The 17,635-nt window shown below is 58.0% G+C and carries 17 protein-coding genes; 11 read left to right on the top strand and 6 right to left on the bottom strand.

Annotated features, from left to right (window positions below; translation table 11 throughout):
- Nucleotides 1–7: 7 nt before the first annotated feature.
- Complete coding sequence (locus tag ADIMK_RS03300; protein ID WP_231516992.1) at nt 8–3,799, top strand: hybrid sensor histidine kinase/response regulator; 3,792 nt, start codon at nt 8–10, stop codon at nt 3,797–3,799.
- Here the strand turns inward: ADIMK_RS03300 and ADIMK_RS21635 are convergent.
- The 3 genes from ADIMK_RS21635 to ADIMK_RS03290 form a co-directional block, all read right to left on the bottom strand.
- Nucleotides 3,784–3,939 carry a helix-turn-helix domain-containing protein gene (locus ADIMK_RS21635; protein ID WP_081849660.1) on the bottom strand — a complete coding sequence of 52 codons (156 nt, stop codon included), beginning with the start codon at nt 3,937–3,939 and terminating at the stop codon, nt 3,784–3,786. The genes ADIMK_RS03300 and ADIMK_RS21635 overlap by 16 nt on opposite strands.
- Before the next feature lie 47 nt (nt 3,940–3,986).
- The gene (locus tag ADIMK_RS03295) at nt 3,987–5,843 is read right to left on the bottom strand and encodes a methyl-accepting chemotaxis protein (protein WP_051692398.1); all 1,857 of its coding nucleotides are present in this window, start codon (nt 5,841–5,843) and stop codon (nt 3,987–3,989) included.
- A gap of 73 nt (nt 5,844–5,916) precedes the next feature.
- Nucleotides 5,917–6,477 carry an NUDIX hydrolase gene (locus ADIMK_RS03290; RefSeq protein WP_051692396.1) on the bottom strand — a complete coding sequence of 187 codons (561 nt, stop codon included), beginning with the start codon at nt 6,475–6,477 and terminating at the stop codon, nt 5,917–5,919.
- A gap of 129 nt (nt 6,478–6,606) precedes the next feature.
- On the opposite strand from ADIMK_RS03290, the gene ADIMK_RS03285 reads away from it, so the two are divergent.
- On the top strand, nt 6,607–7,203 hold the full coding sequence (locus ADIMK_RS03285; protein ID WP_036183585.1) for a CoA pyrophosphatase: 597 nt from the start codon (nt 6,607–6,609) through the stop codon (nt 7,201–7,203).
- On the top strand, nt 7,200–7,394 hold the full coding sequence (locus ADIMK_RS03280) for a DUF1289 domain-containing protein (RefSeq protein ID WP_036183583.1): 195 nt from the start codon (nt 7,200–7,202) through the stop codon (nt 7,392–7,394). The genes ADIMK_RS03285 and ADIMK_RS03280 overlap by 4 nt, the downstream gene beginning before the upstream one ends.
- A 7-nt stretch (nt 7,395–7,401) precedes the next feature.
- On the opposite strand, the gene ADIMK_RS03275 is transcribed toward ADIMK_RS03280, so the two are convergent.
- The 3 genes from ADIMK_RS03275 to ADIMK_RS03265 all read right to left on the bottom strand — a co-directional run bounded on the left by ADIMK_RS03275 (nt 7,402) and on the right by ADIMK_RS03265 (nt 10,305).
- Entirely contained in the window at nt 7,402–8,676 is a 1,275-nt protein-coding gene (locus ADIMK_RS03275) for an HlyC/CorC family transporter (protein WP_036183581.1), read from the bottom strand.
- A gap of 58 nt (nt 8,677–8,734) precedes the next feature.
- Entirely contained in the window at nt 8,735–9,544 is an 810-nt protein-coding gene (locus ADIMK_RS03270; RefSeq protein WP_036183580.1) for a cytochrome C assembly family protein, read from the bottom strand.
- 167 nt (nt 9,545–9,711) lie between these two features.
- Nucleotides 9,712–10,305, bottom strand: coding sequence for an OmpW/AlkL family protein (locus tag ADIMK_RS03265; RefSeq protein ID WP_036183578.1), 594 nt, complete (start codon nt 10,303–10,305; stop codon nt 9,712–9,714).
- 395 nt (nt 10,306–10,700) lie between these two features.
- Between ADIMK_RS03265 and ffh the strand changes: the two genes are divergently transcribed.
- From ffh to ADIMK_RS03225, 8 genes are all read left to right on the top strand, one after another.
- A complete protein-coding gene (ffh, locus tag ADIMK_RS03260; RefSeq protein WP_036183576.1) occupies nt 10,701–12,083 on the top strand; it encodes a signal recognition particle protein in 1,383 nt (460 codons plus the stop codon).
- A gap of 201 nt (nt 12,084–12,284) precedes the next feature.
- A complete protein-coding gene (rpsP, locus tag ADIMK_RS03255; RefSeq protein ID WP_036183575.1) occupies nt 12,285–12,536 on the top strand; it encodes a 30S ribosomal protein S16 in 252 nt (83 codons plus the stop codon).
- A gap of 30 nt (nt 12,537–12,566) precedes the next feature.
- On the top strand, nt 12,567–13,100 hold the full coding sequence (gene rimM / locus ADIMK_RS21905; RefSeq protein WP_036183574.1) for a ribosome maturation factor RimM: 534 nt from the start codon (nt 12,567–12,569) through the stop codon (nt 13,098–13,100).
- Between the two features lie 3 nt (nt 13,101–13,103).
- On the top strand, nt 13,104–13,859 hold the full coding sequence (trmD, locus tag ADIMK_RS21900) for a tRNA (guanosine(37)-N1)-methyltransferase TrmD (RefSeq protein WP_036183573.1): 756 nt from the start codon (nt 13,104–13,106) through the stop codon (nt 13,857–13,859).
- Between the two features lie 9 nt (nt 13,860–13,868).
- Nucleotides 13,869–14,225 (top strand): 50S ribosomal protein L19, encoded by a 357-nt coding sequence (gene rplS, locus ADIMK_RS03240; RefSeq protein ID WP_036183571.1) that lies wholly within the window; start codon nt 13,869–13,871, stop codon nt 14,223–14,225.
- Nucleotides 14,226–14,372: 147 nt separating this feature from the next.
- Entirely contained in the window at nt 14,373–15,797 is a 1,425-nt protein-coding gene (locus tag ADIMK_RS03235; protein WP_036183569.1) for a hypothetical protein, read from the top strand.
- Nucleotides 15,794–16,723, top strand: a complete 930-nt coding sequence (gene xerD / locus ADIMK_RS03230; RefSeq protein WP_197027460.1) for a site-specific tyrosine recombinase XerD — start codon at nt 15,794–15,796, stop codon at nt 16,721–16,723. The genes ADIMK_RS03235 and xerD overlap by 4 nt, the downstream gene beginning before the upstream one ends.
- Before the next feature lie 74 nt (nt 16,724–16,797).
- Nucleotides 16,798–17,523 carry a DsbC family protein gene (locus ADIMK_RS03225; protein WP_036183567.1) on the top strand — a complete coding sequence of 242 codons (726 nt, stop codon included), beginning with the start codon at nt 16,798–16,800 and terminating at the stop codon, nt 17,521–17,523.
- Nucleotides 17,524–17,635: the final 112 nt, after the last annotated feature.

Raw genomic sequence — 17,635 nt, 5'->3', positions numbered from 1 at the left:
GTGCGAAATGGAACTGACTGAGGTAGAAAGCAGCGCCGACCTGCCCGCTGTGGTCGAAGCGCTGCGTACCGCGCTGAGTCTGGAGATCGTGGATCTGCCCGTCGTCTCCCTCGCGGAGCAACTGCAGGAGGCGGCTGATCTGGCGCTGGAGCACGAGCTTCAGGGTGTTGGGGAGGCGTTGGCATTGCTCGCCGAACGGGTGTCTATGGAGGCAGAGCAGGCGCGGTTATCGTCCCAGCAAGCGCAAAGTCTGACACAGGCGTTGGCCGCACTGTTGTACACAGACCAGACACGCGACCTGCGTGCGGAAGCACTCAGACAGGCGGTGCAGAATGCTGCCTGGAGCGAGCCGTTGGCGGACGAAGATCTTGAGCTGCTCCCGGGGTTGCTGAATGAAGACTGGGAGCGTGTCGATCTGCTTTGCACTCAGCTATCGGATAATGTCACTACGGTCGTTGCTGATCCTGAGTGCGATGATAACGATATTGCAACGGTGGCTGAGTCGTTGCTTTCGCGCAGCGAAGCCCTGGCCGAACAGGATCAGCAGGCGCTGGCCGATCTGTTCGCGCTCAGTGCTGAGGCGATTGAAGGCTGTGCCTCGCTAAGCGCGTCACCGGTGCCAGCTCTGTTGGAGGCGCTGAAGGGGCTGGATCAACCCAGTCTTGACGGGGCGCTGAAGGTACTTGATCGACTAGCGCTGCCCGACTGGCAACACCCCTTGGATGCTGAGGATGTGGCCGACCTGCGCGAGTTGCTGGAAGATTACTTCTGCGCTGAGAGTCTTCAGGTCAACGGCAGTGCGGATACTCTAGCCGAACCCGAACCCGAACCCGAACCCGAACCCGAACTTGAGCTTGAGCTTGAGCTTGAGCTTGAGCTTGAGCTTGAGCTTGAGGCAGAGCCTGAAGTTGATGTGGCCGTCGAACCGGCAGAGGATGCTGCTGCAGAGGAGCTTCGTTTCTGCGAGGTGGATCTGACGCTCTTGGAACAACCGGGGCCGCGTATCGATTCAGCGATTCTGGCGATGCTGGCCGGCTCCCTGCAAGCGCTTGAGGATCAGTGGCAGAGCGAAGTCGGTGATGATGCAGCCCTTCAACTGATCGGGGACAGTCTCGATGCCCTGATGCCGCTGGCCAGAGCCTCCAATACCGTTAATCTTACCGGGGTGGAGCTGCTGATCAATGGCTTGGCGGTCAATCTTAAGGTATTAAAGGCTCATCCCGAGCGTTTCTTCAACTATACGCAGCAGCATATCGCCCGCACGCTGCAGGCGTTGCACAGGCATCTGGATGATCTGTCCGATCGCGGCGCTCGTGAAGCGCTGGTGGATTGCCTCAGTGATGAAGCCTTGCCGGTACCGGCTGATATTCAGCAGTCGGGTTATATTTCCGGTCTGCTGGCATTGGCCAGCATGCAATCCGCCGACGATATAGAGCTTCAGAGCGCGCGTCCTGAAGATGTCGATCTCTCCATCGGTGAAGGGGTCGACGAGCAGTTGCTGGAGATGCTCTATACCGAGCTGCCGGTCCTGGTCGAAGAGTTCCAGCAGCAGTTGCAATCGGTGATTCAGCAGCAGCTGAGCGCCAGCCTGCTGGCGGCCCAGCGCGCAGCGCATACCATCAAGGGGCTGGCCAATATGGCCGGTATCCGCGGGATAGCCAATCTGACCCATCATCTGGAGGACATTCTCGAGCTGCTGACCGATGCCGAGCTGTTCCCGGGCGAACAGCTCGCCGAGGACCTGAGCGATGCGTCCGACTGTCTGGCGATGATGAGCGACGCGGTAACCGAGGGCGGGATGCCGCCCGAGTCGGCCCAGGCCCAGCTGCAGCAGCTGATGAACTGGTTCTACCGTCTGCGTACCGAAGGGCTGGCGTGTGCCGGCCAGGCGCTCAGTGACGAGGAGCGCGCTCGGCGTCGCGAACAGGCGGAGAGCGCGGCGGCGGAGTCTGAGAAAGAGGCGCCTGTTGCTACCACCCAGGCGGCGCCGGAGGCGAAGGATAGCAACCAGATCAGGGTGCCGGTTTCCATTCTGGACAACCTGTTCCGTATAGCCGGTGAGTCGAGCACGCTCGGTACCCAGCTCGACGCCACGTTGACGCAACTGAGGGCGCAATCGCGCAGTAATCGTGAACGCCAGCGACAGTTGCAGCGGGTTTTGTTTGAGCTAGAACAGCAGTTGCAGGATCACTTTACACTGACACCCGCCCTGCAGCAGGGTGAGAGCGATTTCGATCCGCTGGAGATGGACCGTTATCACGCCATGCATACTACCCTGTCTCAGCTGCAGGAGGCAGTGGCGGACGTGCGTGAGGTGGACATGGAGTCAGAGCGTCAGTTGCGCCACCTCTCTGAACTCCAGGTGGCTCAGGGACAGTTGCAGAAAGAATCGTTGGAGAACGTGCTGGGTACGCGTCTGGTGCCGGCACGGACACTCGCCTCGCGGATGCAGCGCATCATGCGTCAAGCCTGTCGAGCGTCGGACAAACAGGGGCAGCTGCTGATCGAAGGCGAGGAGGTAATGGTGGACAGCCAGATCCTCAATCAGCTGGCTGATCCGTTGATGCATCTGATCCGCAACGCGGTAGATCACGGTTTGGAGACGCCGCATCTGCGCTTCGAGGCGGGCAAACCTGAAATCGGCACGTTGAAGATCCGCTTCGTTCAGGCTGAGGGGCTGGTGCAGGTCATCTGTGAAGATGATGGTGCCGGTATCGATCTGCAGCGGGTACGTGAGATTGCCGAGCGCCGCGGTCTGGTAGAACCCGAGGCGGTGTTGAGCGATGCTGAAACCCAACGTCTGATTCTGGTGCCGGGCTTCTCAACTCGCGAGGAGATCAGCCAGCTCTCCGGGCGCGGCATCGGTATGGATGTGGTGTATCAGCAGGTCAGCCGCATGCGCGGGACGCTCAATATCCATTCGCAGAAGGGGCAGGGTACTCGGTTTGAGTTGTCGATGCCGTCGTCCTCTCTATTGCTGCATACGCTGCTGGTCAAAAGTGCCGGACAGCGCATTTATGCGCTGTCCAGCCACTCCATCGACCAGACCTTGCTGTCGCTGGACGGGCAGTGTCAGCAGCGTGATGAGGGGCTGTTCTTCGAGCTGGGTGGCGTAGAATACCCCGCCTTGACGCTGGAGGGGTTAACCGGAGAGCGTGCGCACGACTACAGCCAGATGCGGGTTCATCCGGTGTTGCTGGTCAATCTTGATCAGGGTGATAAGGCGGTGGTGTTTGTGCGCGAGATCTTGGCCCATCGAGAGCTGGTGTTCAAACGTCTGGGTGATCAGATACCTGATATTCCCGGTATTCCCGGCCTGACAATACTGGCAAACGGCGAGGTGGCACCGATCATCGATCTGCAGGCGCGGGTGCGCCACCGCCATTCGCTGGTGCATCAGGTCAGTGAGCGGTTCGATCAGGATTCGACGCCCCAGTTGCCACGTCTGATGGTGGTCGATGATTCTCTCAGTGCACGCAAAACGCTGGAGACGCTTCTCAGTGACAGCGGTTACGAGGTCGTGACGGCGATTGATGGCCTGGATGCATTGGACAAGATCCGTAAAGCGCCGCCGGACCTAATACTCACCGACCTCGAAATGCCGCGCATGACCGGCATGGAGTTGGCAGCGGTATTGCGTAACAGCCGTGACTTGGGAGATATCCCGGTGATCATGATCACCTCCCGATCGACTGCCAAACATCGCGAGGAGGCTCTGGCGTCGGGGGTTAGCGCGTATCTGACCAAGCCCTGGACCGAGTCCGGGGTATTGGAGCAGGTCGGTCAGCTGCTGTTCTGAGAGAGGAACTCAGCTGTCAACGCGAGCGCCTGACGCATTTCGTCCGCGTGGAGATCGACCCACTTCGGGTCGATCAGACCCCAGTCGCTTATGCTGTAATGGCCCCGATTGTTGCGCTCACCCGAGCGCTGCTTTCGAATTGTTCAATACTTCTCTCCATTCCAGGGTGTGAAGGCCCGGCTTGAGGTCAAGCAGGGATTTTGCCCAGCTGTTCACACTGTTGCTGGTAGAGGCGCTTCAGATCCTGCTCGGTATGGATACCGGCTGGCGTACGCCAGCTTGGATCGTCCCAGACCTTGCCAAGCCAAGTGTTACAGAGCTGACGGTACTCAGAACTGCGGCGGAATTCAGCAATGAAACGGTTGACCGCACAGAGCAGGGTATACGACGAGGCGGTATCGCGTACGCCAACCGCATAGTGCCAGAGTGAGCTGGCCAGGTTGCCCTGCATTACCTCGATCTGGCCGTGCCAGGGGCTTTCGTCGCTGTTGCAGGCCCAGTAATAGATGGGCAGATCCACGGCAAAGGCGTCGACGGTACCGTTGGCCAAGGCATCGTGAATCCAGCTCTGATTGGTATAGGCAAGCAGGTTGGCCAGTTCGGTGCGCCCGCCGGCAACATCGCGATTGGCGCGCCAGCGCAGCCCCGTATCCTCCAGCGTGGCGAATGCGGCCGGATCGTTGATGCAGCCCAGTACACGGCCCTGGAGACTTTCGGGCCCGGTGATGCGTGTATCGCCGGTACGTCTGGCCAGCACATAGGGCAGGAACAGGTAGGGGGATGAGAAGGCTACCCCCTTATAACCGGGGTCAGGTGGTAGTGCACTCCATACGAGGTCGACTTCGTGATTCTCCCGGGCAGGTCCGCAGTCCAGTAGCTGGGTGCAGAGATCCCAGGGGTGCTCGTGAAATTCGCACTCCACGCCCAGCCAGCGGGCGAAACGCTGGGCAATCTCGGCATCGAAACCCTGAAGCTTGGCATGCTTGCCGGTACGGAAAGAAAGTCCCTTGAAGTCAGGCTCAATAGCGATGCGCAGCTTTTTCCGCTGCTGTATGCGTTGCAGCCGATCGAATCCCGGTTCCAGCTCCAGCCGCTCCTTGCGGATCAACTGGTGCAGACCATCGTGTGGATCGTCATGCTTGCTAAGGGTATCGATCAGCTCCTGGCTCAGCCGGGCACTCCACTGGCTGCGGTTGCCGATCTGCTCACTGCTGCTGGCGCCGAGCTCCAGGGTGGCATTGATGATGCGATTGTTGGTGTCGATCTCTTCCAGTTGCTGCTGCATATCGGTGAGCAGGCTATGCAGCTTGGTCATGATGCCGGACACATGTTCGTTCAGTCCGCTCAGTTCATCTTCTGAGCGCTGCAGCAGGTTTTGTAGGGTGAGTTCAACATCGGAGAGCTCAATACGCTCGAATGCGGTCTGTGCGCTCTGACGGGTGCGTTGGGCCAGGGTGCGGACCTCGTCGGCCACGACAGCAAACCCCTTGCCCGCCTCACCGGCATGGGCGGCCTCGATGGTGGCGTTGACCGAGAGCAGATGCACGGTCTTGCCGATGGCGTCGATGCTGTCGATCACCTCGCGGGAGTTGGTGGCTTTGAGTTTGAGCAGTTCGCACAGGCCTGTAAGCTCTTCTGCGAAAAAGCTGTGCACCTGGCCCAGCTTATGCGTTATTTCGGTGCGCAGGTTGCCCGCTTGCAGGCTGCTGTTTTCCAGGTTACGTCGAGTCTGGCCGACAAATTGCTGCTGTTCCTGGGTACGGCTGCCAATCTCGCCCAGAGTGGTCTCCAGTGAGCCCAGCCCCTGTTGCAGGTGGCGCTGCAAGTCACCGATACGTTCGATCAAGGGTTGCAGCGGTTGGGCTATCGCCGTGCGGCCAGCCAGTTGATGCAGGCGGTTTAGCTCTTCACGCAGTGCCGGAGGGGTTTCGGTGGAGTGCAGGGTATCCTGTATATTCCCGTGGCTGAGCGAAATCAGCCAGTCAGGCATCTGCTGATAAGCGTCGGTGCTGTTTTTTCGCAGGCGCTGCATGATCGAAGACATAGTACCACCGGTCATAAAAATTTATCGGTGGTAAAGCAAATTTCGCGCCTAGTTCTGTCTGATGTTGACCCGGTTAGTCATGTACGCGGGCTGTATTAAACGCGTTATTGTTGATCTCTACGTGGCGCAGTGGGAACTGTTGCTGTTTACGATCCTCAAAGTAGAGGCGCAATACCTGCCGGATGGTTTCAAACGCAAGCGCGTCCCAAGGGATCTCGTGTTCCTCGAACAGGCGTACCTCCAGCGACTCTTCAGAAGGCCCGTAATCCGGCGTGGGCATGTCGGCAAGGTAGATCAGCTGTACCTGATTGACGTGAACGATAGACGTCAGCGTATAGAGCGACTGTATGTTCACCTCGGTACAGGCTTCTTCAAGTGTTTCTCGCCGTGCGGCATCTTCGGTGGACTCGCCGTTTTCCATGAATCCTGCTGGAAGCGTCCAGTAACCGAGTCTTGGTTCGATCGCTCGGCGGCACAGCAGTACGCGATTGTCGTATACAGGCAAACATCCTGCGATGATGCGGGGGTTGGAGTAATGGATGGTTCCGCAGGCTGTGCAGACATGTCGTGGACGGTTATCGCCCTCAGGAACACGTTGCTCAACGCTGGCGCCGCACTGGTTGCAGAATTTCATGTCATCCACGCTTCTGGGAAAACTTCATTTTAGGAGTCTGGGCTTTTCGGCTCAACCTGTTGGGCGGGATCGAGAGTCGCCTGGGGCGCAGGTGCAGGTTATGATTAAACGAGATGGATGGAGGCGAGGATGCTTGAGCAGTTAACTGAGCGGCTTGCCCATCACCGTCCCTGGCGATTGCGCACACGAGGACGGGAGGCGGGTGTACTGGTGGCACTGACCGACAGGGCAGAGCCCGAGGTGGTTTTAACCCTGAGGTCGAAGCAGTTGTCGACCCATCAGGGTCAGATAGCCTTTCCCGGCGGTAAACGGGACCCGAACGATGCTGACCTGTTGGCAACGGCTCTGCGCGAGGCTCAGGAGGAGGTCGGGCTGGATGCCGAGCAGGTCAGGGTGATCGGTTCGCTTGGTCAGCTTGTCTCCAAGCATCAGCTGCAAGTGACGCCCTGGGTCGGTATCATACCCGCCCATCTGGAGCTGACGCCCAACCCCTATGAAGTGGATTCGATATTCAGAATTCCACTGAGTTTTTTCCTGCAGCAGAACGTACTGCGCGTGGATGAGATCGCCTTTCGGGGGAAAACCCATTATGTTCCGGCCTGGGAATATGAAGGGGAAGTGATCTGGGGATTGACCGCCTACATATTGGTGGAGCTGTTGAATATTGGATTTGATGCCGGACTGCCGATGCGGCCGCGACCGGAACATCAGGAAAATGCATTATGAGTGAAACGAACACCCAGACCCCAGTCAGAAGCCCCTGTGTTGGCATCTGTGCGCTGGATAATGATGATCTTTGCGTGGCCTGTCATCGCTCCGGGCTCGAGATTGCCGACTGGGGCGCCATGAGTGACGATGAAAAGCGTGCCGTTTGGGCCCTGATCAGGCGTCGAGAGCAGGGCGAGAGAGGTATTTGACGCGGCCTTAATGGCGTTTGCGTTTGGGTAGGCCGCGCTGGATGCGTACCGTTTTGACCTTACTGTCGCTGATCTGCAGGGTCTCGAAGTGGTAGTCCTTGACCCTGAGGCAAACGTTGGCGTCCGGCAGTGATTCCAGTGTTTCGGTGATCAGACCGTTAAGCGTTTTCGGGCCATCCGTCGGGAGGTCCCATTTCAGGCTCTTGTTGATCTCGCGGACATAAGCGCTGCCGTCGATGAAGTAGCTGCCATCCTCCTGGGGGTGGATCTCCTGATTGATGCCGGTACTGTCGGCGGACATCTCACCGACGATCTCCTCCAGGATATCCTCCAGCGTCACGATTCCTTCCACGTCACCGTACTCGTCGACAACGATACCGATGCGCCGGTTCTGCTTCTGGAAATGCAGCAGCTGCGTCTGCAGCGGCGTGCTTTCGGGGATGAAATAGGCTTCACGCACCACCTGCATGATCGCTGCCTTGGTGACCTTGCCCTGCTGGATCAGCTGCGCCAGGTTGCGCATATGCAGGATGCCGATCACCTGGTTGATATCACCCTGGTACACCGGCAGACGGGTGTGTTTGGTGGCGGAGAGCTGCTGCAGGATATGATCCATCTCCTGATCCAGATCGATCCCTTCCACTTCGCTGCGCGGAATCATGATGTCATTGACGGTCACATCGCCCAGCTCGAGAACCCCCAGCAGCATCGATTGATTGCGTTGAGGAATCAGTGCGCCGGCTTCGTTAACCAGTGTGCGCAGCTCCTCGGTGCTCAGGTTTTCGTTACTGTTGCCGGCGATATTGATGCCGAACAGCCTAAGAAAGCCGTTGGTGATGCCGTTGATGACCCACACCAGCGGGTATAGCACGGTCAACATCGGGCGCAGTATAAACGCGGCGGGAAAGGCGATCTTTTCCGGATGCAGCGCTGCCACTGTCTTGGGGGATACTTCGGCGAAGATCAGGATGACCAGTGTCAGGCCGAACGTGGCAACGACAAGCCCCGCGTCACCCCAGATACGGACACAGATAATGGTGGCAATGGCCGAGGCGAGAATGTTGACGAAGTTGTTGCCGATCAGGATAAGGCCGATCAACCGGTCGGGCCGCTCCAGCAGAGCGCTGGCTTGGCGGGCGCCTCGGTGATTGTTTTTGACCATGTGCCGCAGACGATACCGGTTCAGCGACATCATGCCGGTTTCAGAGCTGGAGAAGAACGCGGAGCAGATGATGAGCAGCAGTAAAATGATCAGCAGTGAGCTTATCGACGCGTCTTCCAAAGTGGTGAAACCTCAACCAGAAAAAGGGACTCCATTGTCTGGTTCGGGGTTTGCCCTGTCAAGGCGCTGGAGGCTGCCCGTTAAAGACCATCTCAATGACAATTTTTGAACCGAAAAACGCCAGCATAAGCAGGATGAACCCACCCAGTGTCCAGCGCACGGCAGTCTGGCTGCGCCAGCCCAGAAATGCACGGCCTGCCAGCAGTATGGCGTATACCAGCCAGGCGATGATCGAAAGCAGGGTTTTGTGTACCAGATGCTGGGCAAACAGGTCTTCGACGAAGATAAAACCGGTCACCAATGAAACACTGAGCAGGATGAAACCGCACCAGAGCATCTCGAACAGCAGGCGCTCCATAATCTGCAGCGGCGGTAGCGAGGCCACGAGGCCGCGAGTGTGATGGTGTTTGAGCGACAGCTCCTGACGGGACAGCAGAAGTGCCTGCAGGGTGGCCAGCGTAAAAATGCTGTAAGCCAGTAGCGAGAGCAGGATGTGAACGACAAGCCCGCCTGAGTAGAGTCGATGATCGCCGGTATCGGGCCCGAAAGCAGACAGCGCTGCGGTGATTGCGGCCATGGGGAAGGCGCCGATGAACAGGTTGTCGAGCTTTTGGCGCAAGCTGCTGATCAGCAAAATGCCGACTACAACCCAGGCGATGAAGGAACCGACAGGAAAGGTGCCCAAGTCTATCCCCTCGGGATAGTGCAGCACCTTGTATACGGCATAACCGTGTATTACGAACGCACCCAGACCGAGAGCTCTGATCAGGTTGCGCTGCCCGCTATCGGGCGAAGAGAGTCGCTGCCACTGCAACCAGGTGGCGCCGGCATAGCCGATGATCGCAATCAGCGTGGCAATGAACAGCATGCAATTCCTCCTTAAATCAGCGGGCTAGTGTGTCATAAATGCCGGAGCTGGGGAATATGATATGGCGGCACTGGCAGGATGTCAGTCGATAGGGATTCAGGACGGATCTAAGACAAAACGAAGGCCGCGTGGTCGGCGGCCTTAGTCTTGAGTGAGGTGGCGGGTGGTCAGAATTTGTAACCCAGAGAAAGCATGACTACGGTCGGGTCAATTTTCTGGGTACCGACTTTGGTTCCATCGACTGAAACCTCAGTATCAATATCGATCTTCCATGCCGCGGCGTTGATCAACAGGTTTTCGTTGATCGCATAATCCATGCCGATGCCAAACGCCAGTCCCCAGGAGTCATCAAGCTTGGTATCACCCAGTATGCTTTCCTCCGAGAAGAACGTGGTGTAGTTCAGTCCGGCGCTGACGTAGGGTTGGAAGGCGGAACCAGCGTCCATCGGGTAGAACTGTAGCGACAGCGTCGGGGGCAGTTGTTTGGTTTCGCCCACCTTCGTACCGCCAGCCACGATGTCATGTTTGAACGGTGTGGCTGCCAAAAGCTCTAGCCCGATGTTGGAGCTCAGCATGTAAACCCCGGTGAGGCCAAGCTGAGTATCGTCTTCGACATCCAGCCCCAGGTTATCGCTGGCATGGGGATTTACATTGGCTGCACCGACACGCAGGAGCATATCACCGGCCTCATAGGCCATTGCATTGGATGCTGCGGCGAGAAGGGCAGTGCCCACGACAGCTGACAGTAACTTCTTATCCATGAATTCACTCCAGAAAAATTAGATATACAGTTGAAGGTTGATGGGGTGATTAGATATGAGTGCCACCGGAGAGATCATGATCTGGCGCAATGTTGCAGAGCAGTAATATGGCGGTGATGGAGATTATTGTCTTATGTCAAATAACCATTTTATTTGTGCGTGAAATTGGTTCGGAATGTTCCGGGCGTGGTCAGGCGGTGCGGAGTCACAAGTCGAATCCGATTCGCTGTCAGATTCCTGCGTCTGGCAGGTAGAGCACTGCACGCCACATTCCTATGGGCTTACTTTGCATGGTGTGGTGCGCCGCCCCTTGGCACTCCTGTATAATGCGCACTCTTAGCAATACCGGCACCCACTGTTGCAATCCCTGATGGTGCCCAAGGCAGAGGTTTTTCATGTTCGATAATCTGACAGAACGGCTAACGCAGACGCTGCGCAGCGTCACCGGTCAGGCAAAACTGACCGAAGAGAACATCAAGGGCACCCTGCGTGAAGTGCGCATGGCGCTGCTCGAGGCCGACGTGGCGCTGCCGGTGGTCAAGGAGTTCATCAACGGCGTCAAGGAGCGGGCGGTCGGTCAGGAGGTTGCCAAAAGCCTGAGCCCTGGCCAGGTCTTCGTCAAGATCGTCAACGAAGAGCTGGTCAAAGTGATGGGCCAAGCCAACGAAGAACTCGATCTTTCCGCTCAGCCGCCGGCCGTGATCATGATGGCGGGTCTGCAGGGTGCCGGTAAAACCACCTCCGTCGGCAAGCTCGCGCGCTTCCTTAAAGAGCGCAAGAAGAAAAAAGTACTGGTGGTGTCGGCGGATATCTACCGTCCGGCGGCGATCCGCCAGTTGGAAACGCTGGCCGGTGAAGTCGGCGTGGATTTCTTCCCCTCCAGTGCGGATCAGGATCCGGTGGATATCGCCAATGGCGCTATCGGACATGCCCGTATTCAGCACCATGATGTCGTGATTCTCGATACTGCCGGTCGTCTGCATGTCGATACCGACATGATGGATGAGATCAAGCGACTTAATGCCGCGGTCAAGCCGGTGGAAACCCTGTTCGTGGTCGACTCCATGACCGGTCAGGATGCGGCCAACACCGCACGCGCCTTCAACGAGGTGCTGCCGCTGACCGGTGTGATTCTGACCAAGACCGACGGTGATGCCCGTGGCGGTGCTGCGCTGTCGGTGCGTCATATCACCGGCAAGCCGATCAAGTTCCTCGGTATTGGCGAGAAGAGTGACGCGCTTGAACCCTTCCATCCGGATCGTGTGGCATCCCGTATTCTCGGGATGGGTGACGTGCTGTCACTGATCGAGGAAGCGGAGCGCAAGATCGACAAGGATAAGGCGGAGAAATTCGCCAAGAAGGTGTCCAAGGGCAAAGGCTTCGATCTGGAAGACTTCCGTGAGCAGCTTCAGCAGATGAATAACATGGGCGGCATGATGGCGATGCTGGAGAAGCTGCCCGGTATGGGCCAGATGGCACAGGCGGCGCAGAGTGCTCAGGCCGAAAAGGGCATGAAGCAGATGGAGGTGATCATCAACTCGATGACACCGAAGGAGCGTCGTAATCCCGATATCATCAACGGCTCACGCAAACGCCGTATCGCCATGGGGTCAGGCACACAGATTCAGGATATCAATCGGTTGCTCAAGCAGCACAAACAGATGTCCAAGATGATGAAAAAGTTCGGATCCAAAGGCGGTATGGCCAAACTGGCACGGGGCATGAAAGGCATGCTGCCGCCAGGAATGGGAGGCGGTGGCGGTTTCCCGCGCATGTAAACGTGCGCTGTTGGCTAAAATTTGCACGAAACAGCTTTTATCGGGTGGCGTATTCACGTAGAATTGCCGCCCTGATTTTTGTCGGCTACATCCGTGTGGCTGGCTGATTGGCCCTCCGGGCCGGGCATTGGTCTGGCTTTGAGGTAACTAAAACGATGGGCGATCCTAAAACCCATCTCGCGAAATAAAGGGGTCCAGCGCATGGTCACTATTCGTTTGTCTCGTGGTGGCGCTAAAAAGCGTCCGTTTTATCAGATTACTGTTGCCGATTCGCGCTTTGCGCGTGACAGCCGCTTTATTGAGCGGGTCGGTTTCTTCAACCCGGTCGCTCGCGGTCAGGAAGAGAAACTGCGCGTCAACCTGGAACGTGTTGATTACTGGATCGGCAAAGGCGCTCAGCCTTCTGAGCGCGTAGCTCAGCTGATCAAAGAAGCACGTAAAGCAGCACAGTAAGTAACAAGGTTGACGGGCAGGCCAGTTGGGATGAGTGAATTCCGCGAAGAGGACGTTGTTGTACTCGGGCGCTTCACTGCCACCTATGGTGTACAGGGCTGGATCAAGGTCTATTCCTACACCGACCCGATGGAGAACATCCTGACCTACTCGCCATGGCTGGTTCGCAAGAACGGCGCCTGGACTCCGCTGAAGCGGGTCGGGGCCAAGAAGCATGGCAAAGGCCTGATTGCCCAGCTGGACGGTATAGACGCACCGGAGAAAGCACGCGCTTTCACGAATGTTGAGATAGCGGTTCCGAAAACGGAACTGCCGGATCTTAAACCGGGCGAGTACTACTGGAGCCAGTTGGAAAACCTGTTGGTATATACCGAATCCGGCGTGTTGCTGGGTCGGGTGGATCATCTGATGGAAACCGGTGCGAACGACGTGCTGGTGGTTAAAGGTACGGACGAGAGCATCGATCGCGAAGAGCGGTTGCTGCCTTGGCTGCCGGATCAGGTGATTAAAGAGATTGATCTGGATTCAGGCACTATGCGGGTCGATTGGGACCCGGAGTTCTGAGTCGTGTGGTTCGGGATCGTATCCCTGTTCCCGGAGATGTTCGAGGCGGTTACCCGCTACGGCGTCACGGGGCGGGCAGTGCGCAATGAGCTGATCAGCGTCCAGTGCTGGAATCCGCGTGACTTCACGCATGACCGGCACCGTACCGTGGATGATCGCCCCTATGGTGGCGGCCCCGGGATGCTGATGAAGGTTCAGCCGCTGCGTGATGCGATTCAGGCGGCGAAAACCGCCGCGGGCGAGGGTGCCCGGGTGATCTATCTGTCCCCTCAGGGGCGCAGACTGGATCAGGCCGGAGTTGCTGAACTGGCTAAGACGCAAAAATTGATTCTGGTAGCGGGTCGCTACGAGGGTATCGATGAGCGTTTGATCCAGTCCGACGTCGATGAGGAGTGGTCACTCGGTGACTTCGTTCTCAGCGGCGGCGAGTTGCCTGCGATGGTGATGGTGGATGCGGTGTCGCGATTGGTGCCCGGCGTGCTCGGACACAGCGATTCGGCAGTCGAAGACTCCTTCTATGAAGGGCTTCTCGATTGTCCGCACTACACCCGGCCGGAATCACTGGAGGGCATGGAGGTGCCGGATGTGCTGCTTAGCGGTAATCATGAGCAGATACGGCGCTGGCGTCTCAAGCAACAGTTGGGGCGCACCTGGGCGCGAAGGCCTGACCTGCTGGAACAGATCGAACTGAACCCGGAGCAGCAAGCGCTGTTAAGCGAATATATCCGCGAGGCCAAAGGGCAGGCGGGTGAAAATTAGGAGCGAGCGATGAGCAGCAAAAACCTGATCATTCAGCAGATCGAAGCTGAACAGACTAAAAAAGAAGTTCCGGCGTTTGCACCGGGCGACACCGTTGTAATCCAGGTACGTGTAGTGGAAGGCAGCCGTAGCCGTCTGCAGGCGTTCGAAGGCGTTGTAATCGGCAAGCGTAACCGCGGCCTGAACTCTGCTTTCACCGTACGTAAGATCTCTCACGGTGTGGGCGTTGAGCGTACCTTCCAGACCTACAGCCCGACTGTAGAAGGTATCGAAGTCAAGCGTCGCGGTGACGTGCGCCAGGCTAAGCTGTACTACCTGCGTGAGCGTAGCGGTAAGTCTGCGCGCATCAAGGAAAAGCTGGGTTAAGCGATCTGGATCGCATCAGCTTCCGGGAAGGGCGGCCTCAGGGCCGCCCTTTTTGTTGTTGTGATCTGTCGCAAGTCTTTAACTCGCCATTTTTCTTTCCTCACCTTAGAATCGTCCGAATAAGCCAACAACAAGAGGGAGTGGCGGATGCGCAAGCTGGCCATCGGATTCGTCTTTCTGGTGCTGCTGCCGGCGCTGGTTATAGCGGGCGGTTACGGTTTCTACTGGTATCAGGTGAAGCGTTATGCAGACCAGCTGGTCGAGCAGGCGGCGCCTTTTGCCCGCGTGGAGTACGGCGCGATCTACGCCGATCCTCGTGGAGAGGTGGGGCTTGACGGTGTCAGTATTACCCTGAATCAGGACGGCACGCGTATTCCCGTGGAGTCGATCCGTGTGCGCTCCCAGGATCCGCTGTTCTTCTTTGATCCGCAGGGACGCATCGAGTCCGGTGACCTGCCTCTGCAACTGGGGTTTGTCGTCAAGCAGGTTGAGGTCGATCTTTCCAGCAAGCTGGTCAAGACGCTGGCCGAGCAGGCGGCCGCGGCCGAGGCGCTTTCGCCGGGTGTTGTCAGCCCCGATGCGTTGGGCTGCGGAGCGCTCACCCGAATCGATGTCGAGGCGCTCGGTAAAATGGGCTACAAGCGTATGGCCATGGATATGGCGGTCTCGATGGCGCTCGAACCACACAATCGCCGTATCCGTCTCAATGCCGATACCGACCTCTCGGGTTTTGGGCAAAGCAGTGTAGCGCTTGAGTTGTCCGTCACGGGTGATAACTACGCGCCCGCTCAGATTCTGGCCGCCAACCCCCGTTTGCGTCGTATCGAGGCGAGCTATCAGGATGCCGGATACAATGCGCGGCGAAACAAGTTTTGCGCCAAGGAATCGGGTGTAGAGGTCGATCAGTACCTGGCTGAGCATGAGCGCCTGATGCGCGAGTGGCTGCTGACGCAGGGTGTCGACCTTCCGGAGCTACTCTGGGATCTCTACAACGGCATGAACAAGCCCAGAGGACGCGCGACAATTACCGTGGAGCCGCCGGGCGGGCTGGGGGCCGAGGTGATGGCCAGCCTTGGATCGCCGACACAGCTGGTCGACCGGCTCAATATCGGCGTTTCTCTGAATGACAAGCGTCTGGCGATCGATTCCATCGACTGGAATTCGGTGATGGTAGAGCCCAAGGTTGCGTCGGCTCCGAGAGTGGTTGAGCGGGAGTCTGCGGTTGCAGATGTCGTGGCTGCCGCAGAGGCCAGCGCTGCTGAGGCGGTTGTTGCCGAGGTGGAGGAGTCTGCCGCTGAGTCTGCGATGTCGGATGAGGATGATATTCTGCGCGGCTTACCCAAGCGTGAGCCCAAACCGGAACCCAAGCAGTATCGCTCGATTTCGCTTACCCAGTTGGCCGACGCTCAGGGCTTGCCGGTGCGCGTGCGCACCGACCTTGGTAACCGGTTCGAGGGCCGCATCGTCGATGCGCGCAACGGAACCCTGAAGATCGAACAGCGCGTCGACAGGGGGGTGATTGTATACCCGCTGGAGTTTGATCAGATCAGCTCTGTCGAGGTATATCGTTGAGTGAAGACCGAAGGCGGCGGGCGAAGCTGCCCGCTGCCGAGGACCAAGCACTTATCGGCCAGTATCTTGATCACCTGTGGCTTGAACGTGGACTGAGTGACAATACCCGCGCTTCCTATGCGCGTGATCTGAACCACTTTGCCTGTTGGCTCAATCAGCGCCGCCTGCGCCTGTCCGAGATCGACCGGCGCGATCTGCAGCGGCATCTTCAGTGGCGCGTCGAGCAGCAGCTGCGCCCGGCATCCACTGCGCGTTTGCTGTCGACGCTGCGCGGCTTCTACCGTTACCTCCTGCGTGAACATCTGGTATCCAGCGATCCCACATTGAATATCGACAGTCCCCGCCGAGGGCGTCCCTTGCCGAAAACGCTGACCGAAAACGACGTTGAGGCACTGCTGGCAGCGCCTGATGTATCGACAGCGCTGGGTTTGCGTGACAGAACCATGCTGGAGCTGCTCTATGCCTGCGGCCTGCGCGTGTCGGAGCTGGTCGAGTTGCGCCTGGAGGAGCTTAACCGTCGTATAGGTGTGTTGCGTATCGTTGGCAAGGGCGATAAGGAGCGTATGCTGCCGGTCGGTGACGAGGCGCTGTTGTGGTTATCGCGCTATCTGCAGGACGCGCGCCCGGAACTTGGGTCCGATATGCGCGTCGAACACATATTCCTGAGTCGATTAGGTCAGCCGATGACGCGGCAGACCTTTTGGCACAGGATCAAACGCTATGCGGTGGAGGCGGGGATCGATAAGCCGATCTCGCCGCATGTGCTCAGGCATGCGTTTGCAACGCATCTGCTCAACCATGGTGCCGATCTGCGTGTGGTACAGATGCTGCTTGGCCATTCGAGCTTGTCGACAACGCAGATATATACCCATGTGGCGACGGCCAGACTGCAGGCGCTGCATCGGGATCATCATCCGCGGGGTTAATGCGTTGCGGTATGTACGGTGAGTCGGTGTTACACTGCCGAGCCCAATGAAATGGAAGGTTATCGGAGGTTGTTATGCGCGCGTTTGCTGCCGCTCTTCTGTTGTGTGTGATGTCCCAGAGCGTGCTTGCCGCCGATACCGTGCGGGATCGCATCGCTGAACGTATCCAGTCCTTCGACAGCCGTTTGAGCGTCGAGAGTGTTTCCGAAGCGCCGATGGCCGGGTTGTACGAGGTGGTGCTCAGTAGCGGAGAGGTGCTCTATACCGATGACAAGGCGGAGTATATCCTCGCGGGCGAGCTATATCAGATACAAAGCGGCAATCTGGTCAGCCTTACCGAAGAGCGTCTGAAAGATGTCAGGGTCAAGGCGCTGGCGGGTATTCCCGCTGAACAGCGGGTGATTTTCCCTGCCAAGGGAGAGCGCAAGGCGCATCTCCAGGTCTTTACCGACGTGGACTGTGGTTACTGTCGCAAGCTGCATGACGAAGTCGCCAAGCTGAACGACATGGGGGTTCAGGTCGATTATCTGGCCTTTCCCCGGGGTGGTGCTCGTTCAGCCGCTGCCGCCAAGATGAGTGCGATATGGTGTGCTGAGGGTGATGAACGTCGTGCGCTGATGACGCGCGCCAAGAACGGCGAGAACCTGAAGCCCGTCGCTTGCGACAACCCGGTCATGGAGCAATTCGCAATCGGACAGCAGCTGGGTGTAACAGGAACCCCAGCATTGGTGCTGGATGATGGTCGTCTGTTGCCGGGTTACCTGCCAGCCGAGCAGCTGGCCAAAGTGCTGGGGCTCTGAGCCACCGCTATCGATACAAAGCGATCCAAAACAGGCGGGATGCGTAGTGCGCATCCCGCCTTTTCGCTATAATAGGCCCCATTTTTCGCCCGCGAGAGGTCGGTCCTCTCTC

The organism is Marinobacterium lacunae (assembly GCF_000705555.1).
Classification (GTDB): Bacteria; Pseudomonadota; Gammaproteobacteria; order Pseudomonadales; family Balneatricaceae; genus Marinobacterium_D; species Marinobacterium_D lacunae.
This window is presented reverse-complemented; position numbering and strand designations above follow the sequence as displayed.

What these genes read in the sequence shown, in the direction of transcription:
- ADIMK_RS03265 (WP_036183578.1), bottom strand. Translation starts at nt 10,305, where the DNA reads ATGGATAAGAAGTTACTGTCAGCTGTCGTGGGCACTGCCCTTCTCGCC.
- rpsP (WP_036183575.1), top strand. Translation starts at nt 12,285, where the DNA reads ATGGTCACTATTCGTTTGTCTCGTGGTGGCGCTAAAAAGCGTCCGTTT.
- ADIMK_RS03290 (WP_051692396.1), bottom strand. Translation starts at nt 6,477, where the DNA reads ATGAAATTCTGCAACCAGTGCGGCGCCAGCGTTGAGCAACGTGTTCCT.
- ADIMK_RS03285 (WP_036183585.1), top strand. Translation starts at nt 6,607, where the DNA reads ATGCTTGAGCAGTTAACTGAGCGGCTTGCCCATCACCGTCCCTGGCGA.
- rplS (WP_036183571.1), top strand. Translation starts at nt 13,869, where the DNA reads ATGAGCAGCAAAAACCTGATCATTCAGCAGATCGAAGCTGAACAGACT.
- rimM (WP_036183574.1), top strand. Translation starts at nt 12,567, where the DNA reads ATGAGTGAATTCCGCGAAGAGGACGTTGTTGTACTCGGGCGCTTCACT.
- ADIMK_RS03225 (WP_036183567.1), top strand. Translation starts at nt 16,798, where the DNA reads ATGCGCGCGTTTGCTGCCGCTCTTCTGTTGTGTGTGATGTCCCAGAGC.
- ffh (WP_036183576.1), top strand. Translation starts at nt 10,701, where the DNA reads ATGTTCGATAATCTGACAGAACGGCTAACGCAGACGCTGCGCAGCGTC.
- ADIMK_RS03235 (WP_036183569.1), top strand. Translation starts at nt 14,373, where the DNA reads ATGCGCAAGCTGGCCATCGGATTCGTCTTTCTGGTGCTGCTGCCGGCG.
- ADIMK_RS03295 (WP_051692398.1), bottom strand. Translation starts at nt 5,843, where the DNA reads ATGTCTTCGATCATGCAGCGCCTGCGAAAAAACAGCACCGACGCTTAT.
- ADIMK_RS03280 (WP_036183583.1), top strand. Translation starts at nt 7,200, where the DNA reads ATGAGTGAAACGAACACCCAGACCCCAGTCAGAAGCCCCTGTGTTGGC.
- ADIMK_RS03270 (WP_036183580.1), bottom strand. Translation starts at nt 9,544, where the DNA reads ATGCTGTTCATTGCCACGCTGATTGCGATCATCGGCTATGCCGGCGCC.
- ADIMK_RS03300 (WP_231516992.1), top strand. Translation starts at nt 8, where the DNA reads ATGGAACTGACTGAGGTAGAAAGCAGCGCCGACCTGCCCGCTGTGGTC.